The organism is Brevibacillus sp. SIMBA_040 (genome assembly GCF_046535075.1).
GTDB lineage: Bacteria > Bacillota > Bacilli > Brevibacillales > Brevibacillaceae > Brevibacillus.
Map to the genome: position 1 here is coordinate 277,780 of NZ_JAWRXI010000004.1, position 12,203 is coordinate 289,982.

Sequence of the window (12,203 nt, forward strand, 5' to 3'; positions counted from 1 at the left end):
TATGTATAAAGTGAAAAGAGAGGCAAAAAGCCCCTCTTTTCCCTTAATCTATCTTTTTTCCATTTGCATCTTCCTGAAGGATCTTCAGCAGTTCTTCGTACTCTTGACGCAAGCGGAAGTATTCATCCGCAATATTAACGGCAGAGAGTACCGCAATCTTGGCCGTGTCTAGACGATGATTGCCGTTTGCGATTTCGTTCATCTTGTCATCAACGAAACCGGCCACCATGCGTATGTGATTGACACTAGCCTTGCCACTGAGCCGGTATTGTTGGCCGAAGATATCCACCGTCAAACGATTTTTCCCATCACCTTGCACGAGGGGTTCCTCCCTACTGCGACCTTTGCTCTACTGTATCCTATTTAGGTTACTGAAAATGTCAGATTTCGTCAAGCCATACTACATTCTGAGTTCTGCACCTGTATCATTTTTCAAAGCTTCGATGACAGCAGTCGTCACTTGTTGAATCTCTTCATCCTGAAGAGTCCGCTCAGCATGACGGAAAACGAGTGCAAAAGCCATGCTCTTTTTATCCTCTGCGATCCGCTCTCCCGTGTATACATCGAACAGCGTCAAGGATTCAAGCAGGTCGCCAGCTGCCCCGCGAATCGCCTTTTCCAAGCTTCCAGCAGGTACACTGCGATCTACAACAAGTGCAAGGTCACGCGTCACTGCCGGGAATTTCGGCAATGGATTGTAATGTCCTACCTCAGCTGCAACTGCGATGAGCTTTGCTACATCCAGCTGGAATACGTACGTTTCGGACAGATCATACGCTTTTTCTGTTCCCGGGTGAACCTGCCCCAAGTATCCGAGACGCTGCTCGCCTGCCCATACTTCGGCAGTTCGGCCTGGATGCATGCCAGCCAGTTCAGCTGTTGCCTTGTATTCAGCAGCTTTGATTCCAAGACGTGCAAGCAGGGACTCTACAATGCCTTTTGCTTGATAGAAGTCTACAGGCTGCTTGGCACCCATCCAATTTGGCGGCAGCCATTGGCCAGTCAAGGCACCTGCTACATAGAGTCGCTCGTCAGGAAGCTGTGTCAGGGCCTCTTCTGCTGTCAGGAACACACGACCCAGCTCAAAAATAGCGATGTCATGGTTCTGACGGTTTTTGTTGTACGCGATGGTCTGGAGCAAGCTCGGAATGAGGCTCGTACGCAGTACACTATGCTCTTCACTCATTGGCATGAGCAAGCTGATTGGCTTAATAGCTTCCTGATGCAGCCCTGATACGTCTTCTACACGATCCGGGTGAACCAATGCATAAGAAATCGCTTCGTTCAGACCAGCTCCAATCAAATGATGGCGGATAATGCGACGCAGCTGCTGCTCGGGCGTCAATTGACCTTGTGTAGTAGAGCCAGTTGGCAAGCTGGTCGGGATGTTGTCGTAGCCATACAGACGCGCAACCTCTTCTACCAGATCCTCAGGCAGGGTAATGTCTCCGCGTCTAGTCGGAACCGTCACTGTCCATGTATCATTGGAGGCCTCGTACGGGAACTGCAGACGATCGAATATCGGCGATACATCAGAAGCAATCAGCGAGGTGCCCAAATGCTGATTGATTTTTTGCAGAGAGACGCTTACGACAGCAGGTGTTGCTTCTTTTACGATTGCTTTTGCGATGCCTTTAGATACCGTTGCTCCAGACAATTGCTGAATCAAGGAAGCAGCACGCTCGCCAGCCTCTTCTACTCGCGTCTGGTCAACACCTTTTTCCCAGCGTACGCAGCCTTCCGTACGCATTCCCAAAGAACGGGCTGTACGGCGGACGGTTTGTGGCGTGAACCAAGCAGCTTCCAAAATGATTTCGGTTGTTTCTCCTGTAATTTCGGAGTTGGCTCCACCCATGACACCAGCGATCGCCAGGCCTTTTGTCGGATCAGCAATCAACAATGTCCCAGCATCAAGCGTACGCGCCTGGTCATCCAGGGTTACCAGCTTTTCGCCTTCGCCAGCCAGACGCACGATGATCGAGCGATTTTCTACCTGAGCTGCGTCGAATGCATGCAACGGCTGACCGTATTCAAGCAATACGTAGTTGGTAACGTCTACTACGTTGTTGATGGGACGAATGCCTGCAGCCATCAAACGATTTTTCATCCATTGTGGAGAAGAAGCGATCTTTGCATTCGTGAAATGACGTCCGTTATATTGATAGCTTTCGTTTGTCGCTTCGATTTTGACTTGCAGTGGGTTGTTTCCACCATTTTCGTTCAGTTCAATCTGTGGCAGCAGTACTTCTTTGCCCAAAATTGCAGCTACCTCGTACGCTACTCCCAGCATGCTCAGGCAGTCGGAACGGTTCGGTGTAAGACCAAGCTCCAATACATAATCATCCAATCCGAGGTAAGAAATCGCGTCCTTCCCGATTTCAGCATCGCCCGGCAAGACCATGATGCCTTCTTGCTGGTCTTTTGCGAGTAGCTTGTCGTTTAAGCCCAATTCTTTTGCGGAGCAGATCATCCCTTGGGATTCTACACCGCGCAGCTTGGAGCGCTTGATGTTCAAGCCGCCTGGCAGCTTTGCCCCGATCAGGGCAACCAGTACCTTTTGTCCTTTGTCTACGTTTGGTGCGCCACACACGATTTGCAGGTCTTCTCCTTGTCCTGCATCGACCACACACACATTCAGACGATCTGCGTCCGGGTGCTTGCTCCGCTCTTTTACATAACCGATAACAACGCCATAGACCCCTGCATTGCGCGATTCCACTGCATCTACTTCAACCCCGGAACGAGTCAGCTTCTCTGCCAGCTCTTGCGGGTTCGTATCACTTAAATCCACGTATTCCGCTAACCATTGATATGATACCTTCATTTTCGCCTCTCCTCTCTATCCTCGGTTGAACTGACGCAAGAAACGCACGTCATTGGTATAAAAATGGCGGATATCCTCTACGCCGTATTTCAGCATGGCAATCCGTTCTACACCCATCCCGAAGGCAAAACCGCTAACTTCCTCTGGATTGTAACCGGCCATTTCCAATACGCGCGGATGCACCATACCGGAGCCCAAAATTTCGATCCAGCCTGTCTGCTTACATACACGACAGCCGTCTCCACCACAGTTGAAGCATTGCAGGTCAACCTCAGCACTTGGCTCCGTGAACGGGAAGAAGCTCGGACGCAGGCGAATTTGTTGGTTTTCTCCAAACATTTGGCGAGCAAAGGTCAAGAGGGTTCCTTTCAAGTCGCTCATCCCGATTTTTTTATCGATAACAAGTCCCTCAATCTGTGTGAACTGGTGGGAGTGAGTAGCATCGTCATCGTCACGGCGATACACTTTACCCGGACAGATCATTTTGAGCGGTGTCTTGCCTTCTTTTTTCAGCATGGTACGTGCTTGCACCGGGGAGGTCTGCGTACGCATCAACAGTTCGTCTGTTACATAAAACGTATCCTGCATGTCACGCGCCGGATGACCTTTTGGCAGGTTGAGCATTTCGAAGTTGAAATGGTCTGTCTCAAGCTCTGGACCTTCTGCTACCTCAAAGCCCAATCCGATGAAAATGTCTTCGATTTCTTCAATAATGCGCGAGAGTGGATGTACCGTTCCAGCTGGGACTGGTCTGCCTGGCAGCGTTACATCTACGGTTTGGGACGAAAGCTTGGCATTCAGCTCTGCTTGTTCAAACGCTTGCTGTTTACCAGAAAAAGCCGCTTCCAAAGCTTCGCGCACTTCATTGACCAGTTGGCCGACCACAGGACGCTCTTCTGGGGACAGACTTCCCATCCCGCGGAGCAGCTCTGTCAGCTCCCCTTTTTTCCCCAGATATTTGACACGCAAATCCTGCAGCTGTGAGCTTTCCGTCACCTGGCTGATTTGGCCCAGTGCGGACTCTTTCATTTCATGCAACCGAGTTTGCACTTCATATCGCTCCTTTATCATGTGTTGGAAAAAAAGAAAAACCCGCCCCAAAAAGGGACGAGTTACTTTTTTCTCGCGGTACCACCCTTGTTAGACAAAAGCTCCAGCTGTGACATGTCTGTGACAATATCACCAGTCAGGGCAAGACTTCTGTCTCACTTAAGATCATTGGTAACGGGAATGACCCGGCTGCTCCTACTGCGCCAAAAGCGGTTCAGAGTGCGGCTCTGGAGTGAATTTCTGCAGCTACGATGTTAAAGATGCTTTCAGTCTACGGCATCTTCTCCCTGAAAAACATATAGGTCCTGCGTACTAGTCTCCGTCATCGCTTTGCGTTATAATTAAGACGTAGAAAAATTATAGCGCAACAAGAGGGAACTTTCAATTCTCATCTTGTTAGTATGCCCGAGTCACATCTTTTTGATTCAGAAAACCTCTACGAGGCATCCTGCATGAGGAGCGACCGCGTTTTAGTGGAAGGTTTCCATGCGCTCCAGAATTCATAAGCGTCACGCTTATAAATTCCTATACGTTCAGAAAGGGGACTTTTGACATGATTGTTAATGTTTCCGCCCTCTACGATAAGAATTGCCGCTGTCGTCATTGTGAGGCTACCTTTACTACCAAGCGCATCAGAAGCGGCACGTTGACGATGGTCAAAAGAGATAGCGATTTTTACACCACCTTCACGGAGCAATCCTTAAATCCGATTTATTATACGGTAAGTGTTTGTCCGCAGTGCGGCTTTGCTTTTACCGATCAATTCAGAGACAAGCTCGCCCCCTGGCAAAAGCAGGTCGTAGACGAACAAATTTCGGCCAAATGGACCCCAAAGGACTTCGGTCACATCAGAGCGCTGGGCGAAGCTATTGTCAGCTACAAGCTGGCGATATATGCTGCGGAGCTGACAGACCAGCCTCACGCTGTAAAAGCAGGACTGTATTTGCGACTTGCCTGGTTGTACCGCTCGCAGGAAAATACAGAAGAAGAAATCCGTTTTATCGACATGGCCGTCGACGAATACGAGCAATCTTACATACATACCGACTATTTGCGCAGTGACAAGGAAATGTCGGAGGTACGTCTCTTGTATCTCATTGGCGAGCTGTACCGCCGATTGGAGAAATTTGACCTCGCCATCAAGTATTTCGGGAAAGCACTTGCCTTCCGCAATCATACGATCGAAAGCGGAATCATCCGGATGGCTCAGGATCAGTGGCAGGTTGCACGCGAGGAGTATAAAGAGAAAAAAGAACAAAAGATCGGCTAACGCAGCCGATCTTTTGTTCTTTGCGCTTCAAAAACAAAAATGCCTGCTGCCACCGCAGCGTTTAGCGATTCTGCTTGTCCGTAAATCGGAATATGTACGAATTGATCAGCCACATCCATCAGTGCCTGCGAAACACCTCTGCCCTCGTTGCCGATAACAATCGCAGTCCGTTTCGAATAATCTGCCTCGTCATAAGAAACACTCTGCTTTTGCAGAGAAGAGACAAGCAGACGCCCTCCATCCGCTCTCCATTCCGATGCGGTCTCCGGTAAGGAGCGGGTAAACACAGGCAAGCGGAACAACGCTCCCATCGTAGCACGGACGACTTTTCCGTTGTATACGTCTACACTTCCTTTGCCCAGCACTACAGCATCTATCGCAGCTGCCTCGGCAGTTCGCAAAATCGTCCCCAAATTACCAGGGTCCTGAATTTCGTCGAGAAACAGGACCAGCAAATTATCCCCCGAGCTTCCCTGTTGAGCCAGCCACTCGCTCCAGTCTGCTGCCGTTTTTTTCACTTCGGCCACGATGCCCTGTGGCGACTTCGTTTCGGACAGCTTGCCCAGCACTGCAGCAGAGGCCGCCACTACTTGAACATCTTGTGGATGATTCTCCATCGCGCGGCGACATGCCGGGTCCAGGTCACGATCGTTGTCATATAAAATAGTAGCCACCTGTGCCCCACTCTTCAGCGCTTCCTCCACAAGGTGGGCTCCTTCCACGAGAAATCGCCCTTGCTCCTCTCGCCCTTTTCGATCCAATAGCTGATGCAGCCTTTTCACCAGCGGATTTTGTACAGAAGTTATCAGTTCATGTGCCATGCTTACGCGCGCTCCTCAAATGCCTTTAGGTCTTTGTTATTTCCGATCACGACAAGAACATCCCCATATTGGATGAGATCATCCGGGCTTGGTGCGATGTTGAATTTATCACCGCTTTTGATCGCAATCACGTTCACTTCATATTTTTTACGAATGTCGAGCTGGCGCATGTTTTTCCCAACCATTTTGGACGAGACCACTACCTCAGCCACACTGTAATCCTCAGCCAGCTCAATAAAGTCCAGGACATTTGCGGAGATCAAATTGTGGGCAACCCGCACACCCATATCTCGTTCAGGGAACACTACTCGGTCTGCTCCGACCTTGTACAAGACTTGTCCATGGCGTTCGTTTTGCGCCTTTGCCACAATCTTTTTCACACCAAGCTCCTTTAACGTGAGAACAGTCAGGATGCTTGCCTGGATATCTACCCCGATCGCAACGACCACCACATCAAAGTTGCGGATGCCGATTTCTTTTAAAGCTCGCTCATCCGTGGAATCGGCTGCTACCGCATGGGTCACGAATTGTATATTTTCATTGATACGCTCTTCATTCTCGTCGATGCCCATTACTTCATAATCCATTTCGTACAAGGTACGAGCCACACTGGCACCAAAGCGCCCCATTCCAATAATGGCAAATTGCTTAGACATCCCTTATCTACTCCTTTATCTTGCCGACTGCCCTAGGGGCCAAGGAAATCATCATACGTTCAGTTAGTATAGCATAACCCAAACCAGTGCTACAAAAGGGTATGAGCAAACTACCCATGACAAATACTAAACCAGAATTGATTCCGATAAGAGAGGTGTTAGAACGGTTATGAACATTGCCTCACTCAATTTGCGTCAAGCCATTATGTACAAAATGCAGGGCTCAGATTCAGGTGCTGTGGAGGAGACCATCAGTGATGCTATCAGCAGTGGTCAGGAAAAGACCTTGCCTGGGCTGGGCGTCCTGTTTGAAGTATTGTGGCAGAACAGTGATGCTTCCTCTCGCCAGGAGATCGTACAGACTATTGCCTCCCACCTGCCTGAGCAAGCGGAAAAACCCATCTTATCATAAAGATGAATATGGAAAAAAAGCAAGGGGAGAGATGCTATGTCTCTCCCTTTTTGCTTTCTGCCACCGAAGAATCTGTAGACTGCCTGCTCCAGTGCAGGAGAGCCAAGAGAATAGGAATAAACACCGTTGTCAGGTAGCCATAGTAAGTCAGCTTTTTGGCGTAAGAAAAAAACGTAACGATGTTTTGCGGCCACAGCGAGTAGTAAAAGAGGGGGAACATGAGGATAGTGGCGGTGACTCGCTGAAACCTTATCCCCTTTCCAAACCACAAACGAATGGCGAAAATCATTGAATAATACATATTTCCGAAGGCAGTAAACACCGACGCCATCCAGATCGTGAGAAAGGCGGACTCCAGTCTTTCCAAAAACCACCCGGTACTTTGCGCGGTCTTGACTATCTCTAGCGTGGGCCAGATGAGATGCTGCAGTTCCTCGTAGCCAAATACGACAATGCCCGCTGCTGCGGTAAGGGCGTACGACAGGACAGCAAAACACAAGCCAATCCAGCTAGTCAAAGCGATCCTGGCTCCCGGCATCGCCAACCCGAAATAAATCATCATCAGCTCGAACCCCGTATACAGTGAAAATGTACCTAACCCTGTTCCGATGACATCTTTCCACGAATCAATGTGCAGCGGCAGTAAATTGTACCAGCTAGCGGAGCTGAATGTCACATACGGGATGAGGAAGATGGGAATGAGCATGATCGGAAACAAGAGCTCGTTGACCCGGACCAACACTTCCGGTTCGAACATACAAAGGTACAAAACAATCAGGGATAAGGTAAGCAGAATCATCTCAAGCGGCGTTTCCAACAGCACCGCTGTGACGATTACCTCCCCGAATCCGCGCGCCACCATTCCAGCGTTCATAAATTGAAACGAGATGAACAAAAACATCAAGGGGTAGCTGAGCATTCTTCCCAATCGGGGATTACGACGTCCGCCAAGAACAAGCGGGCTGTATTCGACAAAGGTGAGCCCCGGATATTGCTTGCTTAAGTAGACGATCGCCAGCAGCGGAAACAGGGTGATCATCCCGCCAACAATCGGACCCAGCCATCCCATCTGATGCAAAGTCGCGCTAGTTGTACGCGGCATAGTTAGGATCTCCACCCCGATCATCGAGCTGATCAGAATGGATATTAATTGCCATGTGCTGATGTATCGCGTTTGATTTCCCATTTCCATCGCGCTCCTATTGCATTTCCATACCTAAGCGGCGAATCTTGATCGTATAGACAGCACGAACTGGGAAATTTTTGAAATCGCGTTCCCAGTCGTGCTTTTCCCAGTAATCTCGGTAGTGGTGGGCTCTAAGAGCAAGTCCGAGCTTCAGAATGTCGCTGTTGTAATCCTTTTGCAACTGCTGGAACAGCTTTCTGGCTCTGCTTTCCATTTCTTTTTTGACCAAAACCTGCATTTGCTTAATGAATTTTTCAGGGGGCAACATGAGATCTGCCGTGACTTCCACGATATCCCCCTGAAGCTCGCAGAAAAAGGTTGCTGCATGTCCATTGTGGTTTTTTTCCCCTGCTATGTGGCTTCCTTTCAGCTCTAGTTTCTTTTTTACGAAATGGGGACGGAAAGTGACGTAACCACCCTTTTGATTTGGCAACGGGATGATGATATCTCCTCCGCGATCTTCATTTCTGAGCTGCAGCAGCGACCATGACTGGATATCATTAAGTGCCCCCACCATTTTATGCCCACGAAAGACAGCTATGCCCTTCCACCTTACCTCCGTTTCACTCGCCTGCACATAATTGAGAAACGGTTGCATTGTTTTGTTGGAGGTCTGGTTGAAATAATCTCCCAGGGTTTGATCGGGGATGGTTCCCATTTTAGAACCGTTCTCAATTAAGTCCATCAGGAACACAACGGGGATTTGCGCCAACTGGGGTTTGATCTTCAGCAAGGTTGCAGCCTCTCCTTTGACGACGATTGGCCACATCAGTCGACGAATTTGTGGCTCCCTCCGAAAGCTGTCCATAATGTCCCCAATTCCTTTTTTTGCCACCTCCTCACTGAGAGCGAGTACGCGGGTATGACCCAGGAACAGCTTTTGGTTCAAGCGCAGCTGCAAGTTGTTGTTGGCATCGAGAATGGTCTTACCGGTCACGCTCATGATTTTCACCGCATCGGCATTTCCTCCTCCGCCCTGCCCACTGCTTCCTGCAATTTTGATTGGAATTGGAATCTGCACCGTCAATTTGTACAAATCCTCTCTTCCCTCTACCACATCAACCGCGATAGCAAGTACGGAAGTGCGTTCCTCAAGCTCTCGCCTGTCCCAGCAACCTGTCAGAAGAGAGAGACTAACCATCAGAACTGCCAAATGAAGCCACCATCTAGCCATCTGCATTTCTCTCCTTTTGTTTTGATGCAAAATCTTTAATGATGATTACCATCAGGTAAAGAGTAGGGATGCCAAGATTGAGGAAGAGGCTTAATATACCCACAAAGGAGCTCACTCGAAAAATATCCACGATATTTTGCGGCCACAGGGCAATGTAGTATAAAGGGATGAACAGGATTGCGGAGATGACCCTCTGAAACACGATGCCTTTATTGAACAGCTGGCGTATACCATACATAGCAGCGTAATAAGCATTTGCAACCGTAGTGAACACGGCAGTTACCCATACTGCCAGGAAGGCTGATTCCAGCCGTTCCAGGATAAGCCCTGGAACCTTAGTGGTCTTCACCAGCTCAAGAGTAGGCCAAGCAACCCGCTGCAGCTCTTCGTACCCAAACACAACGATGCCTGCTACCACAATCAAGGTATATACAATCATCGCAATGCCGATTCCGTAAAAGCCTGCCTTTACTTTGCTTTTGTTCTCGTGAGAGTAAGCGAAGAAGATTAGCATGATTTCGTAACCTGAAAAAGAATAAATCGCTTCGTAGCTACCCTGTAAAAGAGACTTGGCTGGTACGCGAAAAAGCGGAAGGATATTATTCCACTCCGCTTTTTGGAAGGAAGCAAGAGCGATAAACAGGATTGGGAACAAGATCATTGGAAATAGAAGCTCATTGACTCTTGCTACCACTTCCACGTCATGAAGGCATAAGATAAATGCAAGAAGAAACATGGAGATGATGATGACCTCCAGCGGCGTATCGAGCAAGACGGAGGTGACCACTACTTCTCCGAAAATACGGGCGACGATGGCCGTTGTTGAATAAAGGAAGACGAGGTAACCGAGAATCCATGGCATACTGAGCCATTTTCCGATTTTCGGATAGTTTTTCGTCCCCCAGACGATGGGGCTGTATTCAATGAACGTCATTCCGGGAAATCGTTGACTTAGCTTGGCAATCATCCAGATGGATATTATCGCGACAACGGAACCAAAAACAGGAGACATCCATCCTGCTTCAAACAAGACGGAAGATGTAGAGCGTGGCAAGGTTAAAACACCTACACCAATTAGTGTGCTTGTAATCAAGGACGTCAGTTGCCATAAGGAAAACGTTTGTTGTTGGCTGCTCACGTCCTGCTTACTCACGGTTTCTCATCCTCTCTCATACGTACTTCATCATGTACATGGAACATGGTTGGGCGGGTTTTCATCAAATGATGGGGTACGCGCACGAATAGATCCCTCATCCCCTTCATATTAAGCGGACTTAGTGGGGACATATACGGTACACCGAACGACTTGATCGATGATAAATGAACCAGAATGACGATCAAAAAAAGCATAATCCCATACAGGCCAAACATCCCCGCTAGGAGCATGACCGGAAAGCGCAGCATCCGAATCGCAATAGCTGCGCTATAGCTAGGGGAGGCAAATGATCCGATTGTAGTCACCGCCACGATGATGACCATGACGGGACTGACTAGACCAGCTGATACGGCCGCTTCCCCTACAACCAGCGCCCCTACGATTCCGATGGTAGGTCCAATGGGACCAGGTAGCCGTACACTCGCTTCCCGCAAAATCTCGATCGCAAGCTCCATGAATAAAGCTTCCACTAGAGAAGGAAATGGTACGGTAGATCTGCCTGCCGCCATGGCGATCACTAGACGGGACGGGATCATCTCTGGGTGAAAAGCGCTAAAAGCGATGTACAGAGATGGCAGCAAAAGTGCAATCGAGATACTAATGATCCGGATTAAGCGGATTAAAGTCGCAATGTAAAACCTTTCGTAATAATCCTCGGGACTCTGATAAAACTGAGAGAAAACAGCTGGAGCGATTAGTCCAAAAGGCGTCCCATCAACCAGGATGCCAACCTTGCCCTCCAACAGGTTGGCTACGACCTTATCCGGTCTTTCCGTATTCTGGATCTGGGGAAAAGGCGACCATCTGCGGTCTTGGATCAATTGCTCAATGTAACCACTTTCCAGAACCGAATCTACATTGATTTTCTCGATACGTGACAACACTTCTTTTACCATAGGCGGATGAGCTAGGCCCTCGATGTACATTACGTAGATGTCTGTCTGTGTACGTTGTCCTACTACGAGATGGCGTACCCTAAGATTCGGGTCCTTCAGGCGAAATCGGATTAATGCAGAGTTGACACAGAGAGTCTCGGAGAAACCGTCTCGCGGCCCCCGAACAACTGACTCCGTTTGCGGTTCCTCCACACCTCTGCGATCCCATCCTCGCGTATTATTCAAGTACGCCTTTTTTTCTCCATTACGCATGAGGACGGCGCTTCCTGACAGGATGTTGCGAATGACTTGTCGTAAACCGTCAGTCGATTCCAGTTCATTCGATGCTGGATGATCATACGTAATTTGGGGATTGGTCATATTGGTGATGATGAACTCACTGATGATATTCCGATCGACCATTCCATCAAGAAAAACGATGGCACAATCTACTCCAAACTTATCTGGAAAACGCCGGACGACCAAGTCATCGCATTTTCCCAACTGTCGCTCTATCAAGGCAATGTTGTCGTCTACACTAGTCGTGAGTTCTAAATCTGACACGCTTTCCATGCTTTTATTGGAGTGCTGCTGCAATGTCTGCTCCTGAAGAGTATCCTTCCGTCTTTGCCACGCTTTCCAAAATTGGCTCAACACACTCCCCCCTCGGTTCCTTATTCTGCGTAGTCTACAAGTACGGATAGTGTACCCAAGAAAGGAAATGAAATCCCTTTTTATATGTTCTGCATAAAGCAAAAAACAGATCCAGCAATAAGCCG

At 48.8% G+C, this 12,203-nt stretch carries 11 protein-coding genes and 1 other annotated feature; of the genes, 2 read left to right on the top strand and 9 right to left on the bottom strand.

Features of this window, described 5'->3' with window-relative positions; genetic code table 11:
* Positions 1–43 precede the first annotated feature (43 nt).
* The 3 genes from zapA to pheS all read right to left on the bottom strand — a co-directional run bounded on the left by zapA (position 44) and on the right by pheS (position 3,874).
* Complete coding sequence (gene zapA, locus SB752_RS09225) at positions 44–319, bottom strand: cell division protein ZapA (protein ID WP_410715366.1); 276 nt, start codon at positions 317–319, stop codon at positions 44–46.
* A gap of 81 nt (positions 320–400) precedes the next feature.
* A complete protein-coding gene (gene pheT / locus SB752_RS09230; RefSeq protein ID WP_410715367.1) occupies positions 401–2,824 on the bottom strand; it encodes a phenylalanine--tRNA ligase subunit beta in 2,424 nt (807 codons plus the stop codon).
* A 15-nt stretch (positions 2,825–2,839) separates the two neighbouring features.
* Complete coding sequence (pheS, locus tag SB752_RS09235) at positions 2,840–3,874, bottom strand: phenylalanine--tRNA ligase subunit alpha (protein WP_410715368.1); 1,035 nt, start codon at positions 3,872–3,874, stop codon at positions 2,840–2,842.
* A 50-nt stretch (positions 3,875–3,924) separates the two neighbouring features.
* Positions 3,925–4,209: a binding site (T-box leader), on the bottom strand.
* Positions 4,210–4,427: 218 nt separating this feature from the next.
* Here pheS and SB752_RS09240 point away from each other — a divergent pair.
* Positions 4,428–5,144, top strand: a complete 717-nt coding sequence (locus SB752_RS09240) for a DUF2225 domain-containing protein (protein ID WP_410715369.1) — start codon at positions 4,428–4,430, stop codon at positions 5,142–5,144.
* On the opposite strand, the gene SB752_RS09245 is transcribed toward SB752_RS09240, so the two are convergent.
* Positions 5,141–5,965, bottom strand: coding sequence for a TrmH family RNA methyltransferase (locus SB752_RS09245; RefSeq protein ID WP_410715370.1), 825 nt, complete (start codon positions 5,963–5,965; stop codon positions 5,141–5,143). The genes SB752_RS09240 and SB752_RS09245 overlap by 4 nt on opposite strands.
* A 2-nt stretch (positions 5,966–5,967) precedes the next feature.
* Positions 5,968–6,621: a potassium channel family protein gene (locus SB752_RS09250; protein ID WP_103105769.1), complete on the bottom strand. Its 654-nt coding sequence runs from the start codon at positions 6,619–6,621 to the stop codon at positions 5,968–5,970.
* Between the two features lie 169 nt (positions 6,622–6,790).
* Here SB752_RS09250 and sspI point away from each other — a divergent pair, with 169 nt between their 5' ends.
* Positions 6,791–7,033, top strand: a complete 243-nt coding sequence (sspI, locus tag SB752_RS09255; protein ID WP_103105768.1) for a small acid-soluble spore protein SspI — start codon at positions 6,791–6,793, stop codon at positions 7,031–7,033.
* Positions 7,034–7,067: 34 nt separating this feature from the next.
* Here sspI and SB752_RS09260 read toward each other — a convergent pair whose 3' ends face one another.
* The 4 genes from SB752_RS09260 to SB752_RS09275 are packed head-to-tail and all read right to left on the bottom strand — an operon-like array spanning position 7,068 to position 12,078.
* Positions 7,068–8,219, bottom strand: coding sequence for a GerAB/ArcD/ProY family transporter (locus SB752_RS09260; RefSeq protein ID WP_410715371.1), 1,152 nt, complete (start codon positions 8,217–8,219; stop codon positions 7,068–7,070).
* 13 nt (positions 8,220–8,232) lie between these two features.
* Positions 8,233–9,393 carry a Ger(x)C family spore germination protein gene (locus SB752_RS09265; RefSeq protein WP_410715372.1) on the bottom strand — a complete coding sequence of 387 codons (1,161 nt, stop codon included), beginning with the start codon at positions 9,391–9,393 and terminating at the stop codon, positions 8,233–8,235.
* Positions 9,386–10,546, bottom strand: a complete 1,161-nt coding sequence (locus tag SB752_RS09270) for a GerAB/ArcD/ProY family transporter (RefSeq protein ID WP_410715373.1) — start codon at positions 10,544–10,546, stop codon at positions 9,386–9,388. The genes SB752_RS09265 and SB752_RS09270 overlap by 8 nt, the downstream gene beginning before the upstream one ends.
* Positions 10,543–12,078, bottom strand: coding sequence for a spore germination protein (locus SB752_RS09275; protein ID WP_410715374.1), 1,536 nt, complete (start codon positions 12,076–12,078; stop codon positions 10,543–10,545). Before SB752_RS09275 ends, SB752_RS09270 begins: the two co-directional genes overlap by 4 nt.
* Between the last annotated feature and the right edge of the window lie 125 nt (positions 12,079–12,203).

Bases quoted from the DNA above. Each gene is read 5' to 3' on its own strand.
- SB752_RS09260 (WP_410715371.1), bottom strand. From the start codon at position 8,219: ATGGGAAATCAAACGCGATACATCAGCACATGGCAATTAATATCCATT.
- pheT (WP_410715367.1), bottom strand. From the start codon at position 2,824: ATGAAGGTATCATATCAATGGTTAGCGGAATACGTGGATTTAAGTGAT.
- SB752_RS09240 (WP_410715369.1), top strand. From the start codon at position 4,428: ATGATTGTTAATGTTTCCGCCCTCTACGATAAGAATTGCCGCTGTCGT.
- sspI (WP_103105768.1), top strand. From the start codon at position 6,791: ATGAACATTGCCTCACTCAATTTGCGTCAAGCCATTATGTACAAAATG.
- SB752_RS09245 (WP_410715370.1), bottom strand. From the start codon at position 5,965: ATGGCACATGAACTGATAACTTCTGTACAAAATCCGCTGGTGAAAAGG.
- SB752_RS09265 (WP_410715372.1), bottom strand. From the start codon at position 9,393: ATGGCTAGATGGTGGCTTCATTTGGCAGTTCTGATGGTTAGTCTCTCT.
- SB752_RS09250 (WP_103105769.1), bottom strand. From the start codon at position 6,621: ATGTCTAAGCAATTTGCCATTATTGGAATGGGGCGCTTTGGTGCCAGT.